Annotated in this window: 27 protein-coding genes; 4 read left to right on the forward strand and 23 right to left on the reverse strand. The window is 69.2% G+C overall.

All coding sequences use genetic code 11. The features are described from left to right. The 6 genes from VLG41_RS04200 to VLG41_RS04225 all read right to left on the reverse strand — a co-directional run. Positions 1-864 (reverse strand): chemotaxis response regulator protein-glutamate methylesterase (locus VLG41_RS04200; RefSeq protein WP_325348146.1); only part of this gene is annotated, 864 nt, incomplete at its 3' end. Between the two features lie 11 nt (positions 865-875). Beyond that, a complete protein-coding gene (cheD, locus tag VLG41_RS04205) occupies positions 876-1,586 on the reverse strand; it encodes a chemoreceptor glutamine deamidase CheD (protein WP_325348147.1) in 711 nt (236 codons plus the stop codon). Continuing rightward, complete coding sequence (locus tag VLG41_RS04210; RefSeq protein ID WP_325348148.1) at positions 1,573-2,460, reverse strand: CheR family methyltransferase; 888 nt, start codon at positions 2,458-2,460, stop codon at positions 1,573-1,575. The genes cheD and VLG41_RS04210 overlap by 14 nt, the downstream gene beginning before the upstream one ends. A 46-nt stretch (positions 2,461-2,506) precedes the next feature. After that, positions 2,507-4,612, reverse strand: a complete 2,106-nt coding sequence (locus tag VLG41_RS04215; RefSeq protein ID WP_325348149.1) for a chemotaxis protein CheA — start codon at positions 4,610-4,612, stop codon at positions 2,507-2,509. Positions 4,613-4,641: 29 nt separating this feature from the next. Then, a complete protein-coding gene (locus VLG41_RS04220; protein ID WP_325348150.1) occupies positions 4,642-5,004 on the reverse strand; it encodes a response regulator in 363 nt (120 codons plus the stop codon). 45 nt (positions 5,005-5,049) lie between these two features. Continuing rightward, the gene (locus tag VLG41_RS04225; RefSeq protein WP_325348151.1) at positions 5,050-5,493 is read right to left on the reverse strand and encodes a hypothetical protein; all 444 of its coding nucleotides are present in this window, start codon (positions 5,491-5,493) and stop codon (positions 5,050-5,052) included. 160 nt (positions 5,494-5,653) lie between these two features. Between VLG41_RS04225 and VLG41_RS04230 the strand changes: the two genes are divergently transcribed. The 3 genes from VLG41_RS04230 (at position 5,654) to VLG41_RS04240 (ending at position 7,957) form a co-directional block, all read left to right on the forward strand. Continuing rightward, entirely contained in the window at positions 5,654-6,808 is a 1,155-nt protein-coding gene (locus VLG41_RS04230; protein WP_325348152.1) for a hybrid sensor histidine kinase/response regulator, read from the forward strand. After that, the gene (locus VLG41_RS04235) at positions 6,786-7,415 is read left to right on the forward strand and encodes a response regulator transcription factor (protein ID WP_325348153.1); all 630 of its coding nucleotides are present in this window, start codon (positions 6,786-6,788) and stop codon (positions 7,413-7,415) included. The genes VLG41_RS04230 and VLG41_RS04235 overlap by 23 nt, the downstream gene beginning before the upstream one ends. 83 nt (positions 7,416-7,498) lie before the next feature. After that, the gene (locus VLG41_RS04240; protein WP_325348154.1) at positions 7,499-7,957 is read left to right on the forward strand and encodes a hypothetical protein; all 459 of its coding nucleotides are present in this window, start codon (positions 7,499-7,501) and stop codon (positions 7,955-7,957) included. Positions 7,958-7,995: 38 nt separating this feature from the next. Here VLG41_RS04240 and VLG41_RS04245 read toward each other — a convergent pair whose 3' ends face one another. The 4 genes from VLG41_RS04245 to VLG41_RS04260 form a co-directional block, all read right to left on the reverse strand. Further along, a complete protein-coding gene (locus VLG41_RS04245; RefSeq protein ID WP_325348155.1) occupies positions 7,996-9,546 on the reverse strand; it encodes a methyl-accepting chemotaxis protein in 1,551 nt (516 codons plus the stop codon). A gap of 167 nt (positions 9,547-9,713) precedes the next feature. Next, complete coding sequence (locus VLG41_RS04250; RefSeq protein ID WP_325348156.1) at positions 9,714-11,117, reverse strand: MATE family efflux transporter; 1,404 nt, start codon at positions 11,115-11,117, stop codon at positions 9,714-9,716. Between the two features lie 2 nt (positions 11,118-11,119). Beyond that, positions 11,120-11,818: an SDR family oxidoreductase gene (locus VLG41_RS04255; RefSeq protein ID WP_325348157.1), complete on the reverse strand. Its 699-nt coding sequence runs from the start codon at positions 11,816-11,818 to the stop codon at positions 11,120-11,122. An 81-nt stretch (positions 11,819-11,899) separates the two neighbouring features. After that, positions 11,900-12,505 carry a TetR/AcrR family transcriptional regulator gene (locus VLG41_RS04260; RefSeq protein WP_325348158.1) on the reverse strand — a complete coding sequence of 202 codons (606 nt, stop codon included), beginning with the start codon at positions 12,503-12,505 and terminating at the stop codon, positions 11,900-11,902. Positions 12,506-12,709: 204 nt separating this feature from the next. Here VLG41_RS04260 and VLG41_RS04265 point away from each other — a divergent pair, with 204 nt between their 5' ends. Beyond that, the gene (locus tag VLG41_RS04265; protein WP_325348159.1) at positions 12,710-14,497 is read left to right on the forward strand and encodes a ShET2/EspL2 family type III secretion system effector toxin; all 1,788 of its coding nucleotides are present in this window, start codon (positions 12,710-12,712) and stop codon (positions 14,495-14,497) included. A gap of 5 nt (positions 14,498-14,502) precedes the next feature. Here the strand turns inward: VLG41_RS04265 and fliR are convergent, their stop codons facing one another. From fliR to fliF, 13 genes are all read right to left on the reverse strand, one after another. Beyond that, positions 14,503-15,267 (reverse strand): flagellar biosynthetic protein FliR, encoded by a 765-nt coding sequence (gene fliR / locus VLG41_RS04270; protein WP_325348160.1) that lies wholly within the window; start codon positions 15,265-15,267, stop codon positions 14,503-14,505. A gap of 19 nt (positions 15,268-15,286) precedes the next feature. Then, entirely contained in the window at positions 15,287-15,556 is a 270-nt protein-coding gene (fliQ, locus tag VLG41_RS04275) for a flagellar biosynthesis protein FliQ (protein ID WP_009519665.1), read from the reverse strand. Positions 15,557-15,563: 7 nt separating this feature from the next. Beyond that, positions 15,564-16,340: a flagellar type III secretion system pore protein FliP gene (gene fliP / locus VLG41_RS04280; RefSeq protein WP_325348161.1), complete on the reverse strand. Its 777-nt coding sequence runs from the start codon at positions 16,338-16,340 to the stop codon at positions 15,564-15,566. A gap of 1 nt (position 16,341) precedes the next feature. Continuing rightward, complete coding sequence (locus VLG41_RS04285; RefSeq protein WP_325348162.1) at positions 16,342-16,713, reverse strand: flagellar biosynthetic protein FliO; 372 nt, start codon at positions 16,711-16,713, stop codon at positions 16,342-16,344. Between the two features lie 12 nt (positions 16,714-16,725). Continuing rightward, positions 16,726-17,139, reverse strand: coding sequence for a flagellar motor switch protein FliN (gene fliN / locus VLG41_RS04290; RefSeq protein WP_325348163.1), 414 nt, complete (start codon positions 17,137-17,139; stop codon positions 16,726-16,728). 20 nt (positions 17,140-17,159) lie between these two features. Next, positions 17,160-18,164: a flagellar motor switch protein FliM gene (gene fliM, locus VLG41_RS04295; RefSeq protein WP_325348164.1), complete on the reverse strand. Its 1,005-nt coding sequence runs from the start codon at positions 18,162-18,164 to the stop codon at positions 17,160-17,162. 18 nt (positions 18,165-18,182) lie between these two features. Further along, positions 18,183-18,746 carry a flagellar basal body-associated FliL family protein gene (locus VLG41_RS04300; RefSeq protein WP_325348165.1) on the reverse strand — a complete coding sequence of 188 codons (564 nt, stop codon included), beginning with the start codon at positions 18,744-18,746 and terminating at the stop codon, positions 18,183-18,185. A 126-nt stretch (positions 18,747-18,872) separates the two neighbouring features. Next, positions 18,873-20,135 (reverse strand): flagellar hook-length control protein FliK, encoded by a 1,263-nt coding sequence (locus tag VLG41_RS04305; RefSeq protein WP_325348166.1) that lies wholly within the window; start codon positions 20,133-20,135, stop codon positions 18,873-18,875. A 7-nt stretch (positions 20,136-20,142) separates the two neighbouring features. Further along, positions 20,143-20,622, reverse strand: a complete 480-nt coding sequence (fliJ, locus tag VLG41_RS04310) for a flagellar export protein FliJ (protein ID WP_325348167.1) — start codon at positions 20,620-20,622, stop codon at positions 20,143-20,145. Then, entirely contained in the window at positions 20,619-22,100 is a 1,482-nt protein-coding gene (gene fliI, locus VLG41_RS04315; protein WP_414652439.1) for a flagellar protein export ATPase FliI, read from the reverse strand. The genes fliJ and fliI overlap by 4 nt, the downstream gene beginning before the upstream one ends. 4 nt (positions 22,101-22,104) lie before the next feature. Next, positions 22,105-22,809, reverse strand: coding sequence for a flagellar assembly protein FliH (locus VLG41_RS04320; protein WP_325348168.1), 705 nt, complete (start codon positions 22,807-22,809; stop codon positions 22,105-22,107). After that, a complete protein-coding gene (fliG, locus tag VLG41_RS04325) occupies positions 22,806-23,804 on the reverse strand; it encodes a flagellar motor switch protein FliG (protein ID WP_325348169.1) in 999 nt (332 codons plus the stop codon). The genes VLG41_RS04320 and fliG overlap by 4 nt, the downstream gene beginning before the upstream one ends. A gap of 15 nt (positions 23,805-23,819) precedes the next feature. Then, positions 23,820-25,505 (reverse strand): flagellar basal-body MS-ring/collar protein FliF, encoded by a 1,686-nt coding sequence (gene fliF, locus VLG41_RS04330; protein ID WP_325348170.1) that lies wholly within the window; start codon positions 25,503-25,505, stop codon positions 23,820-23,822. Positions 25,506-25,757: the final 252 nt, after the last annotated feature.

Below are 25,757 nucleotides of genomic sequence, written 5' to 3' on the forward strand. Positions count from 1 at the left end.
GCCGTAGGCATTGCGCCCCACCAGCGCCGCGGCCGACAGGAACAGCACTTCCACCGAAGGCCGGTGCCGGTTCACGGGCGGTGCGTCCTCCACCACCGCCATGTAGTTGGCGCCGCTGCGCTCGATGCGGAACTGCCGTCCGCCCGGCGCGATGTAGGCATGGCCCGGCAGGATGCGTTCCCCGTGCTGCGCCTCCTTCACGGTGATGCGGCACAGCCCGTTCAGCCGGGCGGCGAAGCTGGTCGTGAAGCCCGGCGGCATGTGCTGGGTGATGACGATGGCCGGCGCGTCGGCCGGCATCGCCACGAGCACCTCGCGGATCGCCTCGGTGCCGCCCGTGGAGGCGCCGATGCAGATCAGCTTCTCGGTCGACACACGGCCCAGCAGGCCGCTGCGCGGCGGCGGGCTGGCCGGCGCGGCGACTCCGGGCGGCGCAGCCACCACCGGCGGCGGCTTGCGGAACTTGGCCACCGAGGCCACGCGCACCTTCTCCACGATCTCGCCGGCCAGTTCCTGCAGGCCCGTGGCCAGGCCGATGCGCGGCTTGGCCACGAAGTCCACCGCGCCCAGTTCCAGCGCGCGCAGCGTCACCTCGGCGCCCTGCGCCGTCAGCGTGGAGACCATCACCACCGGCATGGGCCGCAGCCGCATCAGCCGGCCCAGGAAGTCGATGCCGTCCATGCGCGGCATCTCCACGTCCAGCGTCACCACGTCGGGGTTGAGCTCGCGGATCATCTCGCGCGCCACCAGCGGGTCGCTCGCGGCGCCCACGCACTGCATGTCATGCTGGCGGTTGATGATCTCGGCGAGCAGGCTGCGCACCAGCGCCGAATCGTCCACCACCACTACGCGTGTCTTGGCCACGGTGCCTCTCCTCAGAACAGATCGATGGAGCCGCCGGCGTTTGCCTTGGCGACCACGGCCGCGCTGCCCTTGCGCTCCTGCGTTTCCAGCGTTTCGGGTTGCGTGTGCGCCAGGCGCTTGACCATGGCCTTGCCCGACACCGGGAAGAAGCACACCTTGCGGGGGTGGATGTCGAGTACGTCCTTGGACACCACCGCGATGCGTTCGGTCTGCAGGTAGTCGAGCACGAACTTGGTGTTGCGTTCGCCCACGTTCATGGTGGTGAAGCTGCTCATCACCGCACCGCCGCCAAAGACCTTGGCCTGCATGCTCTCGCGCCGGGCGCCGAGCTTCATCATTTCGTTGATGAGCAATTCCATGGCGTAGGAGCCGTAGCGCCCGCCCGAGTCGCTGCCGCCTTCGGGCAGCATGAAGTGGTTCATGCCGCCCACGCGGACTTTGGGATCCCAGATGCAGGCGGCGATGCAGGAACCCAGCACGGTCATGATCACCAGCTCGTCGGTGGTCACATAGTACTCGCCGGGCAGCACCTTCACCGCATCGCTGCGGAAGTGCGGCTCATGGAAGAAGAACGAGGCCTCGCCCGGCTTGGGCGTGCGCGCCTTGAGTTCGTCCACGCGCGACACCACGCCGGCGGCCGGCTGCACGCGCGGCAGCGACAGGCTGGACAGCGGCTTGAGCGGCGCCAGCGGCGGGATGGAGGCCAGGCTAGAGGCGCTCATAGACCGTCTTGCCGCGCAGCGCGAACAGGTGGCGCGCGTCGCTGAAGTTCTCGGCGTGGCCCACGAACAGCGTGCCGCCCGGGCGCATCACGCGGTGGATGCGCTCGAGCACCGCGCGCTGCGTGGCCGCGTCGAAATAGATCATCACGTTGCGGCAGAACACCACGTCGAAGGTATCGCGCAGTGGCAGTTCGTGGATCAGGTTCACCGGCTGGAAGCTCATGTGCTTCTGCAGCTCGGGCTTGACGCGCATCTGCCCCGTGTTGGCGCCTTTGCCGCGCAGGAAGAAGCGCTGCAGCCGCTCGGCGGAGAGGCCCTTGTTGCCCTCGTGCTTGTAGACGCCGCGCTGCGCGGTGGCCAGCACCTTGGTGTCGATGTCGCTGTTGACGATTTCGTAGCGGCCGTTGGCGCCCAGCGACTCGGCGCAGGTCATGGCGATGGAGTAGGGCTCCTCGCCGGTGGAGGCGGCTGCGCACCAGATGCGCCAGTCGTGCGCGGGCTTTGCGCGCAGCAACTGCGCCAGGGCGTCGAAGTGGTGCGACTCGCGGAAGAAGGCCGTGAGGTTGGTGGTGAGCGCGTTGATGAATTCCTGCCACTCGGGGCCGTCGTGGCTTTCCAGCCAGTCGATGTAGCCCTTGAAGCTGGCGTGCCCGGTCTCGCGCAGGCGGCGCGAGACGCGGCTGTACACCATGGCGTGCTTGCCGTCGTGCAGGCTGATGCCGGCCTTCTTGTAGATCAACGCCTTGATGCGCGCGAAGTCCGCGTCGGACCAGACAAACTCGCGGCCTTCGGCGACGGGGCCGTCCTCGGCGGCGATGGCGACGCGCGGCGGCGGCGTGGCGGGCCGGTTTCGGAGGGCGGAGGTGGTGAGCATCGCGGACGTACCTGACGGAGTCGGGCCGCTCGCGCGGCCCGGGGAATCAATGCCTGGAGCGGCGCACCAGGGATGAGGTGTCCAGGATCAGCGCCACCTTGCCATCGCCCAGGATGGTGGCGCCCGACACATTGGGCACCTTGCGGTAGTTGCTCTCCAGGTTCTTGATCACCACCTGCTGCTGGCCCAGGAGCTCATCGACCATCAGCGAGGCGCGCTGGCCTTCGGCCTCCACCACCACCATGATCGGGCTGGCGGCGTTGTGCTCGAAACGCGGCACCGCGAAGATCTGTTCCAGCTCGACCACCGGCATGTACTCCTCGCGCACCTTCACCACGCGGGCGTTCTGGCCCATGGTGGCGATGTCGCCGGGCTTGATCTGGAAGGACTCGATCACGCTGGCCAGCGGCAGGATGTAGACCTCGTCGCTCACGCGCACCGACATGCCGTCCATGATGGCCAGGGTGAGCGGCAGGCGCACCGAGACGCGCATGCCGTAGCCTTCGGCCGAGTCGATCTCGACCGTGCCGCCCAAGGCGGTGATGTTCTTCTTCACCACGTCCATGCCCACGCCGCGGCCGGACACGTCGGTCACCTGGTCGGCGGTGGAGAAGCCCGGCGCGAAGATGAGGTTCCAGACCTCGGGGTCGCTCAGCGAATCGGGCGCGTCGATGCCCTTCTCGCGGGCCTTGGTCAGCAGTTTCTCGCGGGAGAGGCCCTTGCCGTCGTCGCGCACCTCGATGAGGATGCTGCCGCCCTGGTGCGTGGCCGAGAGGGTGATGGTGCCGGTCTCGCTCTTGCCCTTGGCGCGGCGCTCCTCGGGCATTTCGATGCCGTGGTCGCAGCTGTTGCGGATCAGGTGCGTCAGCGGGTCGGTGATCTTCTCCACCAGGCCCTTGTCGAGTTCGGTGGATTCGCCCTGCGTGACCAGCTCGACCTTCTTGCCCAGCTTGGAGGCGAGGTCGCGCAGCATGCGCGGGAAGCGGTTGAACACCACCGACATGGGGATCATGCGGATCGACATCACGGCTTCCTGCAGGTCGCGCGTGTTGCGGTCCAGGTCGGCCAGGCCCGCCAGCAGCGGGTTGTTGGCGTTGTTGTTGTCCAGCTCGCGGCTCTTTTGCGCGAGCATGGCCTGGGTGATGACGAGCTCGCCGACGAGGTTGATGAGCTGGTCCACCTTGCTCACCGACACGCGCAGCGTGCTGGATTCGAGGCCCGCACCGGCGGCGGGGCCGGCCGCACCGGCCCGGGCCTCGGCGGCGCGGCTGTCGCGCGCGGCGGCGGCCGTGGCCTGTGCGCTGGGGGCACCCGGCAGGCCCGGTGCGCCTTCGTAGAAGCCGTAGTCCTTGCCTTCGGTGGCCGGGGGCATGGGCACCTTGCCGTGCACCACGTCGCCGGCCGGGTGGATCTGGATCTGCTCCTTGCTCACGTGGAAGGTGAACAGGTCCAGCAACTCGTTGTCGCTGGCCGCGGTGCGCGCGCGGAACACGCGCTTGCCGGGCTGGTCGCAGGGCAGGGTCGAGACCGTGCCCAGTCCGGGGATGTCGCGGAACAGCTCGGCGATGCCGTCGGCCGTGGCGGGGTTGTCGATCGGGCCGATGTGGATGTCGATCTCGCGCTCGCCCTTGCTGACGGGCGCAGCGGCGGCCGGTGCGGCCACCTCCGGTGCGGGGGCGGCCACGGGCGCGGCCACCGGGGCCGGCGCCGGCGCGACGGCGGCGGGCGCTTCCTGGCCCTGGGCCAGCGCGTAGATGCGCGCCACCAGGTTGCCGGTGTCGGGCGCGCTGCCCACGCCCTGGTGGGCACCCAGCTGGCCGCGCAGCGCGTCGCTGGATTCGAGCAGCACGTCCACCATGGCGGTCGTGGGTTGCAGTTCGTGGCGGCGCAGCTTGTCCAGCAGCGACTCGGCCTGGTGCGTGAGTTCGGCCACGTCGGCGAAGCCGAAGGTGGCCGCGCCACCCTTGATGGAGTGCGCGCAACGGAAGATGGCGTTGAGCTCTTCGTCCTGCGCGGCGGCCACGTCCAGCGCGAGCAGCATCTGCTCCATCTGGTCGAGGTTCTCGCCGGCCTCTTCGAAGAAGATCTGATAGAACTGGCTGAGATCGATGTCGTTGCCGAGGTGTTGACCCTCGTTCATCATGTCGCCCATGTCTTGGCTCCTGGTTGCTTGGTCGCTGCTCAGCGGATGACTTTGTTGATCACTTCGATGAGGCGGCCCGGATCGAAGGGCTTGACCAGCCAACCGGTGGCGCCCGCGGCGCGGCCAGCCTGCTTCATGGCGTCACTCGACTCCGTGGTCAGCACCAGGATCGGCGTGTTCTTGAACTTGGGGTGCTCGCGCAGCTTGCGCGTCAGGCCCAGCCCGTCCAGCCTGGGCATGTTCTGGTCGGTCAGCACCAGGTCGACGCTGTGGTGCTGCGCCTTGTCCCAGGCGTCTTGGCCGTCCACCGCTTCCACCACGTGAAAGCCGGCACCCGTGAGGGTGAAGGACACCATTTTTCGCATGGATGCCGAGTCGTCGACGGCAAGGATGGATCGCATGGGTTTCTCCGTTCTTCGGGGGTTATCGGCGGCTCGCGGGGGTTCTTAAAAGAGCTCCACCGAACCCGCATCCATTTCGTTCTGGGTCACGGGGCTGGGGCGGTCGGGCATGGGGTCGAGGTCCAGGGGCACCTCGTCGTCTTCCGGGGCAATGGCCTGCTCGGCCAGGCGCCAGGAGCAGCCCTTGAGCATGGCGCCGGTGTGCGCCAGCAGCTGGGTGGCCATGTCGTGGAACTGCAATTCGGTCACGGCCTGGTGCAGGCTGTGACGGATGCGGGTCAATTCCTCGCCCAGCGCGCCTTCGAGCGACTCCAGATCGCGGTTGGCGTTGCCGAAGCGCTCCAGCAGGTTGCCGGTGGCGTGGTCGAGCAGGCCTTCCAGGCGCTGCAGGTCGGTCATGGCGATGAGCAGCGAGTCCTGCAGGTCGGCCACCAGCGCCACGGGCAGCGTGACCGAAGGTGGGGTCGGCGGCGAAGCGTTGGTCTGCATGGTTGCGGAGGAAGGTCTTTACGGATACGGGGTATTACAATTTTCGGCAGCCGCCTCCTGGGGTATCGACCGAAAACGGCCTGAAATTCAGCCCTTTTGGCTTTCTTCACCCGCCTCCAGGCGCCCGTTCATCCTTTCGTCAGGCGACAGAGCCCATCCCATGACCGGTACCGGTGAAGCGACAGCGAGCCACCCGCGACCGGTGCGCATCCTCCACCTGGAGGACTCCCGCGTGGACCACGCGCTGGTGAAGTTCGCGCTGCAGCGCAGCCAGTTGCCCAACGAGATCACGCTCGTGGACACGCTGGAGGACTTCCGTCGCGAGCTGCAGAGCGGGCGCCACGAGATCGTGCTGGCCGACTACCACCTGCCCGGCTTCACCGGCCTGGACGCCTGGGACGCGGCCTGCAAGCTGGGCATCCAGATCCCCTTCGTCATCCTCTCCGGCGCCATCGGCGAGACCGCCGCCGTCGACGCCATGCACCGGGGCGTGAGCGACTACCTGCTCAAGGACAGCATGCACCGGCTGGCGCACGTGGTGCAGCGCGCACTGGAGATCAGCGACGCGCGCCGGGCCAAGGCGCGCGCCGACGTCGAACTCGCCGAGTCGCGTCAGCGCCTGGCCGAGCTGGCCGAGCACCTGCAGACCAGCATCGAACAGGAGCGCGCCGACATCGCGCGCGAGATCCACGACGACATCGGCGGCGCACTGGCGGCCGTGAAGCTCGACCTGGCCTGGGTGGGCCGCCGCGCCAACGACCCCGAGATGCAGCGCCACGTGAACACCGCGCTGGACATGGTGCAGCACGCGCTGGGTGCGAGCCAGCGCATCATGATGAACCTGCGCCCGCCCATCCTCGACCAGGGCCTGGTGGCGGCGGTCGTGTGGCTGGCGCAGAACTTCGAGCGCCGCACCGGCCTGCGCGTGCACGTGCGCCGCACGGCCGAGCGCATCGAGGTGCCACGCGACGTGCAACTGGTGGCCTACCGCACGGCGCAGGAGGCCATGACCAACGTGGCCAAGCATGCCCAGGGGGCGAGCCACGTGGAAATCGATCTCAACGACGGGGAGGGCGTGCTCACGCTCGAGGTGAGCGACAACGGCCCGGGCCTGGACGCCAGCGCGCTGCGCAAGGACAAGTCCTTCGGCCTGCTGGGCCTGCGCGAGCGCGCGGCCAAGGTCGGGGGCTGGCTGGACGTCAGCTCCTCGCCGCGCGGCACCTCGGTCATTCTCTCGGTACCGCTCCCTTCCGGCGACACACTGCCGCCGCCGGCGGAGCACAAGGAGGCCCATGATCAAGGTGATTTTGTGTGACGATCACGCGGTGGTGCGGCGCGGCATCCGCGACACCATCAGCGAGGCGGTCGACATCCAGGTCGTCGGCGAAGCCGGCAGCTACCCCGAACTGCGCGACCTCATGCGCAAGACGCTCTGCGACGTGCTCGTGCTGGACCTGAACATGCCCGGGCGCGGCGGCCTGGAGGTGCTGGGCGCGCTGAAGGAAGAGGGCTCGCCGGTGAAGGTGCTGGTGGTCTCGATGTACCCCGAAGACCAGTACGCCATCCGCTGCCTGCGCGCGGGCGCGCGGGGCTACGTCAACAAGGCCGGTGACCCGGCCGAACTGGTGGGCGCCATCCGTGTGGTGCAGCAGGGCCGCAAGTACGTCACGCCCGAGGTGGCGCAGATGCTGGTGGACACGCTCAGCGCGCCCGAGACCGAGGAACTGCACGCCAGCCTGTCCGAGCGCGAACTGCAGACCCTGCAGAAGATCGCCTCCGGCCGCAAGCTCAGCGACATCGCCGAAGAGCTGATGCTCAGCCCCAAGACCGTGAGCGTGTACCGCGCGCGGGTGCTGGAGAAGCTGCACCTGTCGAACAACGCGGAATTGACGGTGTACGCGATCCGCAACGGTCTGGTGTGAGCCGCTCGCGCGGTGGTCCGAACGGACCATCGTCGGGTCATCGACGGTGGTGATACTGCGTCGTCACCACTCAGGGAGTTTTCATGGTGTTCGCCACCGCCCCGTTCCGCCTTGGCCGCCGCGCCGTGCTGGCCACTGTTCTCGTGAGCGCCGCCGCGCTCGCCGCCTGCGGCAAGGACGACCCGCAGGCGAAGCTCGAAGCCGCCGTCCGGGCCCTGCAGGCCGCCATCGAGGCGCGCGACACCGGCGACGTGATGGACTTGCTCGACGAGCACTTCCAGGGCAGTGGCAACCTCGACCGCGACGGCACGCGCCGCCTGCTCACCGCCACCTTCCTGCGCTTCCAGAACATCAAGGTCATCGCCGCCTCCCTCAACGCGCGGGTCGATCCGCAGGCGCCGACGCTGGGTCGCGTCGAGGCCCAGGTGCTGGTGACCGGTGCGCAGGGCCTGATTCCCGAGCGCGCCGAGCCCTACGCAGTGCGCATGGAGTGGCGCCTGGTGGGCGGCGACTGGAAGCTGGGCGACCTGCGCTGGGATTGAGAGGGCGTGGATGTCCGAAGGCCGCCCCGGCCCAGGACTCAGGCGTTGAGGCGGAACGTGTCGACCAGGGCGCTCAGGCGGGCGGCCTGTTGGCGCAGGCTGGCGGCCGCGGCGGCCGATTCCTCCACCAGGGCGGCGTTCTGCTGCGTCATCTGGTCCATCTGGCTCACGGCCTCGTTGATCTGGCCAATGCCCCTGGACTGCTCGTCGAAGCTCGTGTCGAGCGCCGAGATCAACCGCGCCACCTGACCGGCCTGCGCCACGATGTCGCCGATGGTGGTGCCGGCCTGTTCCACCTGCCGCGCACCGGCTTCCACCCGCCCCTGGCTTTCACCGATCAACCGCTTGATGTCCTTGGCGGCGGTGGCCGCGCGCTGCGCGAGCGTGCGCACTTCGCCAGCGACGACCGCGAAGCCCCGGCCGTGTTCGCCAGCGCGCGCGGCTTCGACCGCCGCGTTGAGCGCGAGGATATTGGTCTGGAAGGCGATGCCGTCGATCACGCCGGTGATGTCGGCGATGCGGCGCGAGCTCTCGCTGATCGAGCCCATGGTGGAAACCACGTCGGCGACGGCCTGCCCGCCGCGGCTGGCGACGGCGCTGGCCGCGTGCGCCAGTCCGGTGGCGGTGCGCGAGGTGTCCGCGCTGTGCCGCACGGCGGTGGCGATTTCCTCCATCGAGGCCGCGGTCTGTTGAATGCTGGAGGCCTGTTCTTCGGTCCGGTTGGACAGGTCCGCGCCGCCGGTGGCGATCTGGTGGGAGCCGCTGGCGATCGAGTCGCTGCTCTCACGCACCTCGCTCACGATGCGCACCAGGCTGTCGTTCATGGTGCGCAAGGCCGTCAGCAGCTCGGCCATCTCGTCCTTGCCGTGCACCTCGAAGCGCGAGGTGAGATCGCCCGCCGCCACGGTGCGTGCCACGCGCAGCGCCTGCGCAATGGGCTGCGTGATCGAGCGCGTGAGCACGAAGGCGATGGCCACGGCCAGCAGCACCGCGATCAATGCCAGCAGGCCCGACAACATCTTCGCGTCATGAGCGGCTTCCAGCGCCTCGGCGCCGTAGGCTTCCATGCCACCGGCCTGGGTCTCGGCGAAGGCCTCGATCGCGGTGAGGTAACGGGCCTGCAGCGGCAGGAGGTGCGTCAGCAGTTCGCTGCGCGCTTCCTCGGTCCGGCCGGCCTTGATGTGCTCCAGCAGCAGGTCTTCGCGCTGGCGGAATGCATCCTGCTGTTCGATGAGGGCGCTCAGGGCGGTCCGGCCGCGCTGATCATGCACGCTCGCCCGCAGTTGTTCGATCGCCTTCATGACCAGGGGTTTGGACGCCTGCACCTTGGCCACCTCCGCGTCCACCAGGCTGCGCTCGGTGGCGATCAGCGCGGTGCGCAGCGCGTTCAATTGGCGGTTGGTTTCGTTTTCCACCGTCTGGGCCAGTGCCACGTTGGCGTAGCGCTCGTGCAGGATCACCTCGATGTCGTCGGCGATGATGTTGAGCTTGGCGAACCCCACCCCGGCGATGCTGGCCAGCAGGGCGATGATGAGCGCGAAGCCGAGCGTCAGGCGGGCTCCGATGCGCAAATGGGCAATGGCTTTCATGTCGTTCCCTCGCGGTCACGGGGAGCACCCGCCCTGGCAGGGCGGAGGTGAACTGCCCGCATCGAGAGATCTATCGGTGCCTTCTGGCGGCTTCTGAATGCCGTTCGCCTGGCTGGCCGCGCCTTACAAGGTTTCCCCGCAGGCCTGTGTGGGGATTCCCCGGCGTTTCAGTGCCCACGCACCGGCGCCGACCAGTCGCTGCGGTGCGTGGCGACGGCCAGCGTCAGTCCCATCAGCGCCAGGCTCAGGCCCACCACCGCGTACAGCGCCTGCGGCTGATCGCCCGCCAGGCGCAGCGCCAGCCAGCCGCCCACGCCCACCACCAGCAGCCGCGCCGCGCTGGCGACCAACGGCCAGGTGAGCCGCCCCGCGCCTTGCGAGGCGAAGAACAGCGCCAGCCCCAGTCCAAAGAAGCCGTAGGCGCCGCCCACGATGCGCAGGTAGCTCGCGCCCGCGGCCTGCACGGCCGCGTCCGGGGTGAACGCCGCCATCCACAGCTGCGGCCACAGCGCGGCGACCAGGCCGATGGTGCCCGTGATGGCCCACACCAGCGCGGCACCGGTCCAGGTGATGCGCTTGGCGCGCACCGCCTGCTGCGCGCCGAGGTTGGTGGCCACCATGGCCGTGAGCGCGCCGCCGATGCCGAAGGCGATGGGCACCAGGATGTACTCCAGCCGCGCGGCAATGCCGTAGCCCGCCACGGCCAGGCCGCCGAAGCCCGCCACGTAGGCCGTCGCCAGGGCGATCGATCCGTTGCTCAGGACCGGGTTGATGGCCGAGGGCAGGGCGAGGCGAAGGATCTCGCGCGTGTCCTCGCGCCGCAGCCGCCAGCCGGCGCCCAGCGGCCGGGCCGGCGCGCCCCGGCGCGACAGCCAGGCCAACAAGGCGAGCGCCGATACCGCGCTGCAGGTGACGGTGCTGGCCGCCGCGCCGGCCACGCCCAGCGGCGGCAGCGGGCCGACGCCGAACACGAGTTGCGGCGCCAGCAGCAGGTGCATCACCGTGGTGGCGATCAGCGCCAGAGCGGCCGCGCCCATCTGCCCGGTGCCGCGCGCCACCCCGGCCAGCACGTTGACCGTCCAGACCGCCGAGGCGCCCGCGAACAACACGGCGGCGTAGCGGGCCGCCTGCTCCAGCGCCGGGCCGCGCGCGCCCATGGCCGCATACAGCAGCGGTGAGGCGGCGACCAGCGTGAACAGCAGCGAGGCGAACAGCCCCAGCACCAGCGCGTGCCAGGCCAGGCGCGCGGCGCGCGCCTCGTCGCCCGCGCCCGCCGCGCGCGCCACCACGGCCGTCGCGCTGCCGCCCAGGCCGCCGGCCGACATGTGCAGCATCAGCATGGCCAGCGGCAGCACCACCGCCACGCCGGCCAGTGCATCGGCGCCGAGGCGGCCCACGATGTAGCCGTCGAAGCCGATGACGATGGTGTTGGCGAACAGGCCCAGCACATTGGGCGTGGCCAGGCGCATCAGCGTCGGCAGCACGGGGCCTTGCAGCATGCGCTGGCGGGTGTCGGCGGCTCGGGAGGGCGCGGCGGCGCTGACGGCGGTGGTGGCGGCGGTGGTGGTCATGGTCAGGCGGGCAGGTAGGCCGCTGTGGCGCTGGCGAGCGACTGCTTCACCTGAAGCGTCATGTCGTCGGCCAGCACCTCGGCCGCGCCGGCCTCCAGGCCGTCGAAGGCGGCGCGCACGATGGCCTCGGGCGTGGACTTCGGCGCCTCGATGCCCTGCGTGAGGTCCGTGTCCACGAAGCCCATGTGCAGCGCCGTCACCTGCGTGCCCTGTTCCAGCAGCTCGTGCCGCAGCCCGTTGGTGAGCGCCCAGGCCGCCGATTTGGTGGCGCCATAGGTGCCCAGCAGCGGGCGGTTGATCCAGCTCGCGATGGACAGCACGTTGAGCATGGCGCCGCCGCCGTTGGCCGCCAGCACCGGCGCGAAGGCCTGTGCCATGCGCTGCATGCCGAAGACGTTCACGTCGAGCTGGCGCCGCAGGGCCTCCAGCGCATCGGGCACCAGGAAGCCACCGAACTCGGCCACGCCCGCGTTGTTGATGAGCAGCGTCACGTCGCCCAGGTCGCGAGCGGCGCGCGCCACCTGCTCGGGGCGGGTCACGTCCAGCTCGACGGGGACAACGCCATCGAGCGTCACCTTGGCAGGCTGGCGGCTCGCGGCATAGACGCGCTTGGCGCCGCGCGCCAGTGCCTCGCGGGCGAAGGCCAGGCCGATGCCTCGGTTGGCGCCGGTGATGAGGACGACGGCGTTCTTGATCTGCATGGAAGACTCCTGTTGAATATGATGGCCGTCATATTTGTGGCCATTGAAGGAAGCGCGCCATGGGGCGCGCGTGGAAACGGGTCAGTGCCGGGTGTCGGGCGGCGCGTCGGGGGCGAACTGTTCCAGCAAGAAACGCCGGCTGGCCGCCAGGTGGCGGCGGCCCTTGGTGTTGTCGCCCAGCGTGCGCGCGATCTGCAGGGCCCCGACCAGTTGCGAGGCGATCAGGCCCGCCGCTTCGCGGGGCTGTCCGGGCGCCAGGGTGGCGGCCACGGCACGGGTGAGGGCTTCGATGCGGGCGGCGGCGGCTTCGCGCACGGCATCGGCCTGGCGCGGCATTTCGGAGGCCAGCGCGGCCACCGGGCAGCCGCTTTCGGGCGAACGCAGGTGGCGGTCGGCGAGGTAGTTGTCCACCAGGGCCTGGAAGCGGCTGTCGCCGCGCGCCTCACCGGCGTCCAGGGCGCGGCGCATCCGCGCCTGGCTGTCCTGCCCGGCGCGCTCCAGGGCCTCGGCCAGCAGCGCCTCGCGCGAGGCGAAGTGCGCATAGAAGCCGCCGTGCGTGAGCCCCGCGCGCTTCATGATGTCGGCCACGCCCACGCCCTGGAAACCGCTGGCGCGCAGCACGCCGGCGGCGGTGTCGAGGATGCGGTCGTGGGTGGCCTGCTTGCGGCTGGTGGGGGGGCTGTCCATGGCGGTCGTGTTGACAAACTGGTGCGCGATTTTAGCCAAATATGATGACCATCATAAATGTGGGGGCAAATGATGGAAGCGATGCCGGTGCCGCAACGGCGGTAAGTCTCGCGGACTAGGTTGCGGGTTGACGCACCACCGACCTAGCACACCTGGTGGAGCTTGAGTCGGATCGTCTGCACAAGACGTCATCACGAAAGCGTGATGAATCGCTCCCAATCCACCCCCAACCTGAATGCCATGGCCGCGCGCCGCCGCTTTGGCGAGACCCCCGATGCCGCGTCCACCATGCCTGGTTTCAAGGCGACCAACCGGCAGGAAGCCGGTGTTCGTGAGGCCTTGGCTACCGTTCAGGCGTACTGCGACGGACTGTCGAGCGACCAGCACGCCTTGCGCGAGGCTTTGATGCGCGCGCCCGATGGTGCACTGGACCTTTTGCGTTGCGATCCCGGGGACGTGCTGACCATCCCTGAGACGGTCATGCAGGCGTATTCGGACGCCTGCCGTGCTGTGGATCAACCCTTGTCGCTGCTGCGATGGCCAGACGACATGCGCGAACAACCCGCCTGGCTGGGGACTTGTCCGGATGTGACCGTGATCGACACGGGCTTCTATCGGGGCGAATCGCTGGATTTTCACGTGTGCCCGAACCATCAGCGGGTGCTGGGCAGTGCGGGCCCCGAGTTGCGGACCGTGCGGGTCCTTGGCATGGCGTCTTGCGACATCCTGCCGTACCGGCACAACGACGGCTTCGTGCTCATCCGCGACAAGGGCGAGACCGTGGAGCGCTGTAGGGTGCAGCACGAGCGGCTGGCGTTCGAATCGGCCCGGATGACGAAGAACCCCGGTGTCAAAGGGTTCGAGGATCTCAACATCAACTGCGCAGCGGTCTTTCGAGGCGAAAAGCTCGGTGTTCTGCGCGGTATGCCTATCGAGTGCCGACACCTGGGGGCCTTCTGGATAGCCTGTCGCATCCGGCACTTGTCGCGGCACGAAGGCGCGCACCGCTGGAGCGGCGGCGCTCCCCATGAACCTTTCGATTACAAGCCGTTCACGTCCGTGGAAGCCCTGGAATCGCACAGCGAAGAGATCGCGGACGCCTATTACCAATTGCTCGTCTGCGGCCTGGTGGCCGGCTACGGGGTGGTACGAAAAACGGCGGGGACGCTCTTCGACAAGTTCTTCCAGGACATGGACGAGCAGCGCCGCAGCTTCATGCACGCCTTTCCGTTCAACGACAAGCACTGCATGGCATTGGAGCTTCGCCGCGATGTGGCGCCCGATGGCCAGGTGCGGTACTGCGCGTCGTTCTACGACTCCAACAGCGGCGCCATGCATCTGTCGCAATGGACCACCAACAAGGAAGAGGTCAAGACCTGGGCCCTGCAGAACTTCTTCACCTACTCCCGCAACGAGGACACCCAGTTCGGCATGAACGACAACGACCATGAGTTGATGGCCGTGTACGAAGTCGCGCGCAGTTTCCCCCAAGGTGGGCAGAGCAACATGAACAGCATGCGGACTGCGCCGTACGAGCATTGGGTGCCACAGGGTGAGCCGCTGCACCCGCGCTCTGCCGTGCAGTTGCTCCGAATCGGCCGATGGAAGGAATGGTTTAACGCCATCCAGGACTGGCGCCAGGCCCACCTGAAAGCGTTTAGGGTGCTGCCGATGAAAGAAGAGGTGCTGGCTTACCTGAGCGACGAATACTCGGTGCAGCAGCCGTGGCATCGAGATGAACTGTGGCAAAGACCGGAAATCCGGCATGTGTTCATGAAGATCCTGCTGGATAGCGGCTTCGAGGCAACGGAGGTCAACGACATCCTATGCAAGCTCATGGCCTGCGTGCCACCGGGCGCCGACTCGCTGAATGCGGAGCAAGCGCAGCGGTTGAAGGGCCTGCCAGAAGACGTTCGCTCGAGGGTATTGCTCGAGGTGCTTGACCTGGCGATGCCGCGCCCGGGGAACGGCCAGCAGGCCAGCCAGGTGTAGCCGCCTCAGCCCGTGAACAGCGCCGTCGCTAGCCGCAGCAGCGCGGCCACCGGCGTGTCCAGCATGGGCAGGGTGAAGGCGATGCCGATCAGGCCGGCCGACAGGGTGATCGGGAAGCCGATGGCGAAGGCGTTCATCTGCGGCGCGATGCGCGAAACAAAGCCCAGCACGATGTTGATGAACAGCAGCATGCCGATCAGCGGCAGCGCGATCCATAGGCCGTAGCGGAAGACCACCGAGCCGAGCTCGTGCAAGCGCATGGTGTTCACCGCGTCGAGCGCGCCGCCGCCCACGGGGAAGGTGCCGAAGCTGGACACCACCGCCTGCAGCAGCATGAGGTGGCCACCCATCACCACGAACAGCAGCATGGTGGTGTTGCCGAAGAAGCGGCCCACGGTGCTGCTCTGGCTGCCGGTGCTGGGGTCGAAGAAGCCGGCGAAGTTCAGGCCCATCTGCAGGCCGATGAGTTCGCCGGCCAGCTCCACCGCCGCGAACACGATGCGCACCGCCAGGCCGATGGCCAGGCCGATCAGCACCTGCTGCACCACGGTTTCCAGGGCGCGCGGGTCGGTCAGCGCCACCACCGGCTGCTCGGGCAGTGCGGCCTGGGCGCAGATGGCGATGAGAAAGGCCAGGGCCACGCGCGTGCGCACCGGCACCGAGCGCGAGGAGAAGATGGGCGCGCTGCTGAAGACCGCCAGGATGCGCAGGAAGGGCCAGAACACCGGCGTGACCCAGGCCATGATCTGGGCCTCGGTGAAGGTGATCACGCGCGCGCTCCGGCCGCCGTCAGACGGCGTACTGCGGGATCGACAGGATCGTGCTGCGGATGAACTCGACCATGGTGGTCAGCATCCACGGCCCCGCGATGGCGAACACGGCGATCGCCGCGATCAGCTTGGGCACGAAGGACAAGGTCTGTTCGTGGATCTGCGTGATGGCCTGGAACAGGCTGATCACCAGGCCGACGCCGAGCACCGTGGCCAGCACCGGCGCGGCCACGGCCAGCAGCAGGAAGAGGGCGTTCTGACCGAGCGTGAGGGCGGCTTGCGGTTCCATGGGGTACCTACTGGGCGAAGGACGCGGCGAGCGAGCCGATGAGGATGTTCCAGCCGTCCGCGAGCACGAACAGCATGAGCTTGAACGGCAGGGCCACCAGCACGGGCGACAGCATCATCATCCCCAGCGACATGAGCACGCTGGCCACCACCATGTCGATGACCAGGAAGGGGATGAAGATCATGAAGCCGATCTGGAAGGCGGTCTTGAGCTCGCTGGTGACGAAGGCCGGCACCAGCACGCGAAAGGGCGCGTTCTCGGCGGTCACGTCATCGGGCAGGCGGGCCAGGTTGGCGAAGAGTTCGAAGTCGGACTGGCGCGTCTGCTTGAGCATGAAGGCGCGCATGGGTTGCTCGCCGCGCTGCAGCGCCTCCTCGAAGCTGATCTGGTTGCGCGAGTAGGGGCCGTAGGCGTTGCTGTAGACCTGATCGAGCGTGGGACCCATCACGAACAGTGTGAGGAACAGCGAGAGACCCACGATCACCTGGTTGGGCGGGGCCGACTGCGTGCCCAGGGCCTGGCGCAGCAGCGAGAGCACGATCACGATGCGGGTGAAACCCGTCATCAGCAGCAGCACCGCCGGCAGGAAGGACAGCGCGGTGAAGAACAGCAGGGTCTGGATCGGCACCGAGTAGCTGGCGCCGCCCGCGCCCTGGCCCACCACCAGGGGCAGGGAAGGGCCTTGCGGCGTGGGCACGGGCGCGTTCTGCGCCCAGGCGCCGATCGACAGCAGCATCAGCGCCAGCAGCAGCGCGAGCGCGCGCAGACCGATCAGGCGGGGCATGTCAGCGCGGCGCATCGCCGGGGCCCTTGACGAGTTGCTGCGCGAGGCGCGCGGCGAAGCCACCGGCGAACGGGGCCGTGGGCGCCGGGGGCGTGGCGCTCTCGGGCGGCAGCGCCACCTCGTGCAGGGTGTTGATGCTGCCTGGCGCGACGCCGAGCACCAGGCAGGTGGCGTCCTCGCCGCGGCCCACCTGCAGCGTGACGACGCGCTGCTGCGGGCCGAGCGAGACGCTGCCCAGCACCTTGACGAAGGGGCCGCTCTGGCCGGGCACGCCCGGCAGGCCGGGCATGCGCCCGCGCGCCCACTTCAATGCCCAGGCGATGCCCACCATCAGGGCGAGCAGGACCAGCGCCGGCCAGGCGTTCTGCCACATGTCGGTGTTCCTTCAGGTCCGGCTCAAGCGCTTCATGCGCTCGGACGGCGTCACGATGTCGGTGAGTCGGATGCCGAACTTGTCGTTCACCACCACCACCTCGCCCTGTGCGATCAGGTAGCCGTTGACCAGCACGTCCATGGGCTCGCCCGCGAGCGCGTCGAGTTCCACGATGGAGCCTTGCGCGAGTTGCAGGATGTACTTGATGGGCACGCGCGTGCGGCCCAGTTCCACCGAGAGCTGCACGGGGATGTCCAGCACCATCTGGATGTCCTGCGCGCCGCCGCTGGCGGTCTTGATGGGGATGTTGTTGGCCTCGAAGGCGGGGGCGCCCTCGTCCACGGTGGTGGCGGCCTGCTCTTCGAGCGCCTGTGCCCATTCGTCGGCGATGGCGTCCTGGTTCGGTTCGTTGGTTTCGGTAGACATGGTTTTCTCCTGAACGCCGGTCACAGGTCGGGCGAGGACCCGAGCCAGTTCATGTCGCTGCCGCGCAGGCTGCGCTCGACGCGCAGCGCGTACTTGCCTTTGTGCGTGCCGTACTGGCACTCGAAGACCGGCACGCCGTCGACGTGCGTGGTGATGGTGGGCAGGCGGTCGAGTTCGATGAAGTCGCCCACCTGCATGGCCAGCAACTGCTCCACCGTGGCCTGGGTCTTGGCGAGTTCGGCCACCATGGTCACCTCGGCGGCCTGGATCTCGTGGCTGAGCAGCTTGACCCAGCGGCGATCGACCTCGATGGCGTCGCCCTGCACGCTGGAATACAGCACGTCGCGGATGGGCTCCAGCGTGGCGTAGGGAATGCAGATGTGCAGCGAGCCGCTGATGTCGCCGATCTCCAGCGTGAAGCTGGTGGAGACCACGATCTCGCTGGGCGTGGCGATGGTGGCGAACTGCGGCTGCATCTCCGAGCGCTGGTAGGCCAGCTCGATCGGGTACACGCCGCGCCAGGCCTTCTTGTATTCCTCGGCCACCACCTCCACCAGGCGGTTGATGACGCGCTGCTCGGTGGGCGAGAAGTCGCGGCCCTCGATGCGGGTGTGGAACTTGCCCGTGCCGCCGAACAGGCTGTCGATGACGCCGAACAGCAGGGTGGGTTCGCACACCACCAGGCCGTTGCCGCGCAGGGGGCGCACGGCCATGATGTTGAAGTTGGTGGGGACCACCAGTTCGCGCAGGAAGGCGCTGTACTTCTGGACTTGCACGCCGCCCACCGAGATCTCGGGGCTGCGGCGGATGAAGTTGAACAGGCCGATGCGCAGGTTGCGCGAGAAGCGCTCGTTGACGATCTCCATCGTGGGCATGCGCCCACGCACGATGCGTTCCTGGCTGGAGAGGTTGTAGTTGCGGATGCCGCCTTCGGGCACCTCTTCCTTGGCGAGCTTCTGGCTCTCGCCGGTCACGCCCTCCAGCAGGGCATCGACTTCGTCCTGTGACAGAAACGATTCGGACATGGCGTCGTGGCTCCGCGCTTACTGCACGATGAAGCTGGAGAACAGCACGGCCTGCACGGGGCTGGCAGGGCCGCGCTTCTTCTTGCCTTCGTCCTCGGCCTTGGGCGTGGCGTAGCCCATCACTTCGGAGACGGCGGCGATGATGTCGGCGCTGAGCTTGCTCTTGCCCTCGGCGCTGAGCACGTCCTCGGCGGTGCGTTTGGACAGGATCACCAGGATCTGGCTGCGGATGCTGGGCATGAAGGCCTTGACGGCATCGCCCGTGGCGGCGTCCTGCAGCTGCAGGGTCAGGCCGATCTGGATGTAGCGGTTGCCGCCGGGGTCGGCCAGGTTGACCACCATGTTGTCCAGCGGCAGGAAGGTGGGGGCCGATTTGGGGTCCACCGGCTTGACGGCGGCGACCTCGTCCTCGTCGTGTTCCCCCTCGTCCTCGGCGGTGTTCTTCTTGAGGACGAACAGCGCGGCAGCCGCCCCCGCGATGGCGAGCACCACCACGCCGATCAGGATGAACAGCAGCTTCTTGCCCTTCTTCTTGGGGGCGGCTTCGGCGACCGGTTGGGCGGTGGCAGCGGCGGCGGACATGGCACTCCTTCGTCGGTTGCCGCGGGCTCAAAGGCGCGCGGCTTGAGAAGGATTGTGGGAGGGCCCCACCCTCGCCGTTCGCTCGATAAGCGCGGAAAAACCGGTTCTTTCCCGCGCCCCGGGGCGTCAGACGAAGAGGTCGAGGCCCCGGTCGTTCGGGCCGGAGGGAGCGGGCCGCGTGGCCGCCGGTTCCCCGGTGTCGGCACCGCCGCGCTCGCCGCGGTTCGCCGCCGGCTGCGCGGCCTGGCCGTCGCGGCGGAGTTCGCCGCTGCCCTGGCCCTGCTCGCCCACCGAGACCTGGCCCAGCGTCAGGCCGCCCTGCTGCAGGCGCTCGCCCAGCGCGCTCTGCGCCTGCTCGCGCAGCGCCTCGCGGGCGGCGGCGTCGTCGGTGCGGATGTCCAGTTGCACCTCGTCGCCGCGCAGCGCGAGCTGGATGTCGATGGCGTTCTGGGCGTCCTCGCCCACGCGCAGGCTGGCGTGGCGCATGGCGCCCGCGCCCCAGTGCTGCACCTCCACGGCCTCGGCGTCGGCCGGGGTGGCGTAGGGGTCTTGCGCGGTGTTCTGGTCGGTGCCGCCGTCGCCTTGGGCACCGCCGCCCTCGGCCGAGGCGTCGCCGCCCAGGCCGCTGTCGGCCGTGGCGCCCGCCAGGCCGGTGGCGGCTTCACCGATGGCGCGCGCGCCGCCGGTGGGCGAGGCACCGGGCAGGGCCAGGTCGTCCGCATCCGCCGCGCCGGGCGCACCGCCCGCGAAGGCGGCGACCGTGCCGGTGGGCGTGGCCGCCTGGAAGCGGGCGTCCAGGGCGACGGTGCTGCGCACGGGCCAGGCGTTGGCGCCCGCTTCCGCGGGCGAGGCGGCGCGGCTCCAGCGCATGGCGGGCGCGTCGCCGGCACCGTTGGGCGTGCCCGACGGGTTCGGGGTGAAGGGGGTGGCGGCCAGCGACGCTGGCGCGCGCGCGGCCGGCTGCCAGGGTGCGGCGACCTGGCGGCCCGGCGCGGCACCGTTCGAGGCCGGCAGGCCATCGGCGGGCGCGGCGCCCAGGCGGTCTGCACGCGTGTCCAGGCCGCGCGTCTCGCCGGCCAGCGAGCCGTCGCCGGTGAGCGGCGCGGGCTCCAGCCCTTGCGGCGCCGTCCAGGCCATGAGCAGCGCCAGGGGGTTGTCGGTGGTCGTGCCGTCCTCGGCCAGTGGGTCCTCGCCCGGCAGGCCGGTGCCGGCCGGCTCGCCGCCCTGCGGGTCCAGCGGGGCCGCGTCGGGCGACAGCAGGGCCAGCAGGCTGGAGAACAGGTCCGCCGGTTGCTGCTGGCCTGGGCCCGTGCGGGAGGCGTTCGCGGGCTGGCCGTGCGCGGCCTGGGTGGCGGGCGGGTGGGCGTTGCTGGGCGCGGTGGTGGTCATGCGGGGTTCAGGCCTGGAAGCTCTGGAAGGTGCTGTCGGATTCGGCGCGGCGGCGGTGGGCGTTCTGCGCCATCTCGTCGGTCTGCTTCTGTTCGCGGCGCATCAGGCGCTGCTGGATCGCCTCCTGCTGGCGCGCGATGTACTGGCGCAGCGTGGCGAGTTCGCGTTCGGTTTCGTGCACCTGGCGCTGGGCCTGGTCGATCTGGTGCTGCTTCTGCGCCAGCACGCCGGTCTGGAAGTCGATCGCGTGGTCGATCTTGGCCATGAACTGGCGGTGGTGCATGAGCCAGGCGGCGTCCACGCCGCTGGCGCATCGCGTCTGCCAGCGCTGCTGCGCCTCGTTGGCGTAGGCCGTGAGCTGGTCCATCTGCTCCTGCGCGGCCTGCAGCTCGCGGCGCGCGGCCGACAGCGCGGCCAGCGCCTCGTCGCGCTTGCGCTCGGCGAGCTCGATGAGCTTGTCCATCGTTTCGAGACCACTTGCGGTCATTGGCTGCCCTCATAGGGGTTGTGGTGCGGGCGCGCGCCGCGTGGGGCATTGCCCGCCGCCGGCTTGTCTTCCTGCAAGGCGGTCTGCAGGCCGCGCACGCTCTCGGCCATGGGCGCGGCCTCGCGCATGTCCTGCATCAAAAAGCGCTGCAGCCCGGGGTAGAGCACGATGGCGCGGTCCGTCTCCGGGTCGCTGCCGGCCACGTAGGCGCCGAGCTGGATCAGGTCGCGGCTCTTCTGGTAGCGCGAGTAGTTCGCGCGGAACCGGCGCGCCAGTTCCAGGTGGGTCTGGGGTGCCACGTTGTGCATCACGCGGGAGGCCGATGCCTCCACGTCGATGGCGGGGTAGTGGCCCGACTCGGCCAGTGCGCGCGACAGCACGATGTGGCCGTCCAGGATGGCGCGCGCCGCGTCGGCGATCGGGTCCTGCTGGTCGTCGCCTTCGGACAGCACGGTGTAGAAGGCCGTGATGGAGCCGCGGCCGTTGAGGCCGTTGCCGCTGCGCTCCACCAGCTGCGGCAGCTTGGCGAAGCACGAGGGCGGGTAGCCCTTGGTGGCCGGGGGCTCGCCGATCGCCAGCGCGATCTCGCGCTGCGCCATCGCATAGCGCGTGAGCGAATCCATCAGCAGCAGCACGTGCAGGCCATCGTCGCGGAAGCGCTCGGCAATGGCCGTGGCGTAGCTGGCGCCCTGCATGCGCACCAATGGCGGCGCGTCGGCAGGCGCGGCCACCACCACCGAGCGGCGGCGGCCTTCCGGGCCCAGGATGTCCTCGATGAATTCCTTCACCTCGCGGCCGCGCTCGCCGATCAGGCCGACCACGATCACGTCGGCCTTGGTGTAGCGGGCCATCATGCCCAGCAGCACGCTCTTGCCCACGCCGGAGCCGGCGAACAGGCCCAGGCGCTGGCCCCGGCCCACGGTGAGCAGGGCGTTGATGGCGCGCACGCCGGTGTCCAGCGGTTCGCGCACCGGGTCGCGGTCCATGGCGTTGAGCGGCGCGCGCTCCAGGGGGGACACGCTGACATCGCGCAGCGGGCCCTGGTGGTCCATGGGCTGGCCGTGCGCGTCCACCACGCGGCCCAGCAGGCCGGCGCCCATGGGCAGGCTGAGCACGCTGCGGTCGTTGGGCGACGGCGGCGGGTTGTCCTGGCCCAGGCGCGGCACGGTGCGGTAGGGCGGCAGCGGCGTCACGCTGGCGCCGCTGGCCAGGCCGTGCACGTCGCCGGCGGGCATGAGGAAGGCGCGGTCCTTGGAGAAGCCCACCACCTCGGCCAGCACCGGCTGCTTGTGGCCGTTGTCGATCAGGCACTGCGCGCCCACGGGCACGCGCAGGCCCACGGCCTCCAGCACCAGGCCGGCCAGTTTGGTCAGCGTGCCGCGCACCTCCAGCGGCGTGGGCGCCTGCGCGCTGGCGCGCAGGTCGTCCATGAAGTGGCCCCAGCGGCTCGGCGTCTCGTCGAAGGTGGAATCGCTCATCGGTTCAGACGTCGGCGTTCGCCGGGTCGAAAGGTTCGTTCAGGCCCAGGTTGCCGATGGCGCGCAGCCAGCGCTTCTCCACCGTGGCGTCCACCGAGTTGGTGCGCGACTCGAGCACGCAGCCGCCCGGGGTGATGGAGGCGTCGGCCACGAACTCGGGGGCGGGTTCGCCCAGCGTCTCCAGCAGCGCGCCCTTCATGAGCGCCAGGTCGGCCGGGTTCATGCGGATGGTGGCGGGCAGGCCGTCGTCGATGAGCTGGGACATCGCCTCGCTCACCACGCCCTGCAGTTGCGTGGGGTCCTGCACGAGCTCGCGGCGCACCACCTGGCGCGCCAGATCGCAGGCGATCTCCAGGATGTGACGCGAGATCTCGTGCTCGCTGTGCTTGAGGTGTTCGCGCGTGGTGCGCAGCAACTGGGCCATGCGCACGGCCGTCTCTTCGGCGGTGCGGCGCATGCTGGCCTCCATCGCGTCGCGCACCGACTGCGCGCCCGCGTCGTGGCCGTGGCGAAAACCCTCGGCATAGGCCTGCTCGCGCGCCTCGGCGACGCGTTCGTCGGGCGGCGCGGTCTCGGGCGCGGCATCGGTGGTCAGGGCGGGGCGCTGGTCGCTGCCGTCCACGGCCGCGAACTGCCAGGCGGCCACGCCGTCGATTTCCTCGCGCGGGATGAAGCGCGAGTAGGGGTCGTTGCGCGGCTTCTGCGTCATACGAAGGCTTCCTCTTCACCGCCGGTGCCGATGACGATCTGGCCCTCGTCGGAGAGGCGGCGCACGATCTTGAGGATCTCCTTCTGCTGCGCCTCCACCTCGGACAGGCGGATCGGGCCGCGCGCCTCGAGGTCCTCGCGCAGCGCCTCGGCCGCGCGGCTGGACATGTTGGCGAGCACCAGCTCGCGCAGCTCGGTGGTGGCGCCCTTGAGCGCGACGATGAGCTGGTCGGTGGCCACTTCCTTGAGCACCAGCTGGATGGCCTTGCCGTCGAGCTTGAGCAGGTCCTCGAAGATGAACATCTTGTCCATGATCTTCTGGGCCAGCTCGGGGTCGAAGTCGCGGATCGACTCGATGACCGAGCTCTCGATCTGCGTGCCCATCATGTTGATGATCTCGGCGGCCGTCTTCACACCGCCCATGGAGGTCTTGCGGATCTTGTCGCCACCGGCCAGCACCTTGTAGAGCACCTCGTTGAGGTCCTTCAGCGCGGTCGGCTGGATGCCTTCCAGCGTGGCGATGCGCAGCATCACCTCGTTGCGCGTGCGTTCGGTGAAGTTCTTCAGAACGGCGGCGGTCTGGTCCGCTTCCAGGTGCACCAGGATGGCGGCCACGATCTGCGGGTGCTCGTTGCGCAGCAGTTCGGCGATGGACAGCGGGTCCATCCACTTCAGACTCTCGATGCCGGACACGTCGCCGCCCTGCAGGATGCGGTCGATCAGCAGCGCGGCCTTGTCGTCACCCAGCGCGCGCTTGAGCACCGCGCGCACGTAGTTGTCGGTGTCGCTCACCAGCAGGCTCTGCGACGAGGCGGTGGTGGTGAAACGCTGCATCACCTGGTCCACCCGGTCGTGCGAGACGGCGCGCGTGCGGGCGATGGTCTCGCCGAGCTTTTGCACCTCCTTCGGGCTGAGGTGCTTGAACACCTCGGCCGCTTCCTCTTCGCCGAGCGACATGAGGAAGATGGCGGCGTCCTGCAATCCCTGGTCGTCCATGGTCGTGTTCCTGCTTCAATTCGCGGGTTCGCCGTTGACCCAGCCCTTGACGATGTTGGCCACCGCCGCAGGGTTCTCCAAGGCCAGGCGCTTGGCGTCGGCGATGCGGCGCTTCTCCGGCGTTTCCTCGTCGGGCGTGGGCATCGGCAGTCCGGGGCGCTCGGGCATCTCGTTCAACACGGCGTTGAGCGGCTGCACCTCGGTGATCTGCTTCGGCGCCGGCGACTTCATCAGCTTGAGCGCGGGGCGCACCATGCCCATCAGCACGATCAGGCCCAGGCCCAGCATGCCCAGGGGGAAGGCCAGGCTGCGCGCCAGCTCCACGTTGTCGGCCTGTTGCCAGAAGGGCAGGGCCTCGGGTTCGCTGGCCACCACCTCGTTGAAGGGCGCGTTCACCAGGTTCACCGAGTCGCCGCGCGTCTGGTTGAAGCCGATGGTCTCGCGCACCAGCGCCGTCATCTGCTCGATCTGCTGCGGCGGGATCGGGGTGGTGACCGGCTTGCCGTTCTTGTCCAGCGAGGTCTTGTGGTTCACCACCACGGCCGCGCTCAGGCGGCGGATGTTGCCGCTGGATTCGCGCACGGTGCGCACGGTGCGGTCCACCTCGTAGTTGATGACGGACTCGCGGCGCGTATTGCCGGGCTTGTCCGTGCTGCCCTGCTGCGCCACGCCCACCGGCGCGGCCGTGCCGTTGATGGGTGCGTTGCCCGGGGCCGGCGGCTGGTTGCTCACCGCGCCGGGCACGCCGGCGGGCTGGGCGCTGGCGGGGTTGCCGTCCTCGATGGTCTGCTGGCTGCGCACGGCGCTGGGCTCGTTGCCCTGGTTCGGGCGGTGCTGCTCCGAGGTCATCTCGGCCTGCGAGAAGTCGATGTCGGCGCTGACCTGCGCCTTCACGTTGCCCGCGCCCACCAGGGGTTCGAGCATGTCCAGGATGCGGCGGGTGTAGAGCTGCTCGAGCTGTTGCGCGTACTGCAGCTTCTGCACGTCGGCGCCGGGAGCGTTCTGGCCATCGGGCGGGTTGGACAGCAGGCTGCCCTGATCGTCCACCACGCTCACGGCCTTGGGGTTCATCTCGGGCACGCTGCTGGCCACCAGGTGCACGATGCCGGCGACCTGCGCGCGGTCCAGCGTGCGGCCGGGGTGCAGGGTCAGCAGCACCGACGCGCTGGCCTTCTGCTGCTCGCGGAAGAAGCCGTTCTGGTTGGGCAGGGCCAGGTGCACGCGCGCGGACTGCACCGAGGCCAGGGACTGGATGGAACGGGTCAGCTCGCCTTCGAGGCCGCGCTGGAAGCTCAGGCGCTCCTGGAACTGCGTCATGCCGAAGCGGTTGCTTTCCATCAGCTCGAAGCCGGTGACCGAACCCTTGGGCAGGCCCTGCGAGGCCAGGCGCAGGCGGGTGTCGTGCACCTTGTCGGCCGGCACCATGATGGCGCCGCCGCCGTCCGAGTGCTTGTAGGGCACGTTCATCTGCGAGAGCTGCGCCACGATGGCGCCGCCGTCCTTGTCGCCCAGGTTGGTGTAGAGCACGCGCCAGTCGGGCTGGCGACCCATGAAGAAGAAGGCCAGGGCGATGGCCAGCAGCGCCAGGGCGCCCAGGCCAAGCTTGATCTTCTGCGCGTTGTCCATGCGCGCGAAGCCCTCGGCCAGGGCGTTGGCGCGCACGGGCTGGGCATTCACTTCGGCGACGGCGGTGGTGCTCATGGGCGGGATGGCTCGCAAGGGGGCGCAAAAGGCCCCGAATGCGGACGAGTATCCCGGTGGGGGTGGGCGGGCAGTGCCGGAAAAAGGCGGTTTATCGGGGCTTTATTTCCGGCCCGGATTGCCGAGGGGGTCCCTAGGATTCAGGCCTGTCATCCGGTTTGCCAAGGAGTCCGCCATGGACATGCGCCTGTCCCCCCTGACCAGCCAGTCACTCGGCAACGTGGCCGCGTTCAAGCGCCCGGCCGCGGGCAC

The sequence above is a fragment of the Hydrogenophaga sp. genome, from assembly GCF_035481345.1.
GTDB lineage: Bacteria > Pseudomonadota > Gammaproteobacteria > Burkholderiales > Burkholderiaceae_C > Hydrogenophaga.

What these genes read in the sequence shown, in the direction of transcription:
- cheD (WP_325348147.1), bottom strand. Translation starts at nt 1,586, where the DNA reads ATGAGCGCCTCTAGCCTGGCCTCCATCCCGCCGCTGGCGCCGCTCAAG.
- VLG41_RS04210 (WP_325348148.1), bottom strand. Translation starts at nt 2,460, where the DNA reads ATGCTCACCACCTCCGCCCTCCGAAACCGGCCCGCCACGCCGCCGCCG.
- VLG41_RS04215 (WP_325348149.1), bottom strand. Translation starts at nt 4,612, where the DNA reads ATGGGCGACATGATGAACGAGGGTCAACACCTCGGCAACGACATCGAT.
- VLG41_RS04220 (WP_325348150.1), bottom strand. Translation starts at nt 5,004, where the DNA reads ATGCGATCCATCCTTGCCGTCGACGACTCGGCATCCATGCGAAAAATG.
- VLG41_RS04225 (WP_325348151.1), bottom strand. Translation starts at nt 5,493, where the DNA reads ATGCAGACCAACGCTTCGCCGCCGACCCCACCTTCGGTCACGCTGCCC.
- VLG41_RS04230 (WP_325348152.1), top strand. Translation starts at nt 5,654, where the DNA reads ATGACCGGTACCGGTGAAGCGACAGCGAGCCACCCGCGACCGGTGCGC.
- VLG41_RS04235 (WP_325348153.1), top strand. Translation starts at nt 6,786, where the DNA reads ATGATCAAGGTGATTTTGTGTGACGATCACGCGGTGGTGCGGCGCGGC.
- VLG41_RS04240 (WP_325348154.1), top strand. Translation starts at nt 7,499, where the DNA reads ATGGTGTTCGCCACCGCCCCGTTCCGCCTTGGCCGCCGCGCCGTGCTG.
- VLG41_RS04245 (WP_325348155.1), bottom strand. Translation starts at nt 9,546, where the DNA reads ATGAAAGCCATTGCCCATTTGCGCATCGGAGCCCGCCTGACGCTCGGC.
- VLG41_RS04250 (WP_325348156.1), bottom strand. Translation starts at nt 11,117, where the DNA reads ATGACCACCACCGCCGCCACCACCGCCGTCAGCGCCGCCGCGCCCTCC.
- VLG41_RS04255 (WP_325348157.1), bottom strand. Translation starts at nt 11,818, where the DNA reads ATGCAGATCAAGAACGCCGTCGTCCTCATCACCGGCGCCAACCGAGGC.
- VLG41_RS04260 (WP_325348158.1), bottom strand. Translation starts at nt 12,505, where the DNA reads ATGGACAGCCCCCCCACCAGCCGCAAGCAGGCCACCCACGACCGCATC.
- VLG41_RS04265 (WP_325348159.1), top strand. Translation starts at nt 12,710, where the DNA reads ATGAATCGCTCCCAATCCACCCCCAACCTGAATGCCATGGCCGCGCGC.
- fliQ (WP_009519665.1), bottom strand. Translation starts at nt 15,556, where the DNA reads ATGGAACCGCAAGCCGCCCTCACGCTCGGTCAGAACGCCCTCTTCCTG.
- fliP (WP_325348161.1), bottom strand. Translation starts at nt 16,340, where the DNA reads ATGCCCCGCCTGATCGGTCTGCGCGCGCTCGCGCTGCTGCTGGCGCTG.
- VLG41_RS04285 (WP_325348162.1), bottom strand. Translation starts at nt 16,713, where the DNA reads ATGTGGCAGAACGCCTGGCCGGCGCTGGTCCTGCTCGCCCTGATGGTG.
- fliN (WP_325348163.1), bottom strand. Translation starts at nt 17,139, where the DNA reads ATGTCTACCGAAACCAACGAACCGAACCAGGACGCCATCGCCGACGAA.
- fliM (WP_325348164.1), bottom strand. Translation starts at nt 18,164, where the DNA reads ATGTCCGAATCGTTTCTGTCACAGGACGAAGTCGATGCCCTGCTGGAG.
- VLG41_RS04300 (WP_325348165.1), bottom strand. Translation starts at nt 18,746, where the DNA reads ATGTCCGCCGCCGCTGCCACCGCCCAACCGGTCGCCGAAGCCGCCCCC.
- VLG41_RS04305 (WP_325348166.1), bottom strand. Translation starts at nt 20,135, where the DNA reads ATGACCACCACCGCGCCCAGCAACGCCCACCCGCCCGCCACCCAGGCC.
- fliJ (WP_325348167.1), bottom strand. Translation starts at nt 20,622, where the DNA reads ATGACCGCAAGTGGTCTCGAAACGATGGACAAGCTCATCGAGCTCGCC.
- fliI (WP_414652439.1), bottom strand. Translation starts at nt 22,100, where the DNA reads ATGAGCGATTCCACCTTCGACGAGACGCCGAGCCGCTGGGGCCACTTC.
- VLG41_RS04320 (WP_325348168.1), bottom strand. Translation starts at nt 22,809, where the DNA reads ATGACGCAGAAGCCGCGCAACGACCCCTACTCGCGCTTCATCCCGCGC.
- fliG (WP_325348169.1), bottom strand. Translation starts at nt 23,804, where the DNA reads ATGGACGACCAGGGATTGCAGGACGCCGCCATCTTCCTCATGTCGCTC.
- fliF (WP_325348170.1), bottom strand. Translation starts at nt 25,505, where the DNA reads ATGAGCACCACCGCCGTCGCCGAAGTGAATGCCCAGCCCGTGCGCGCC.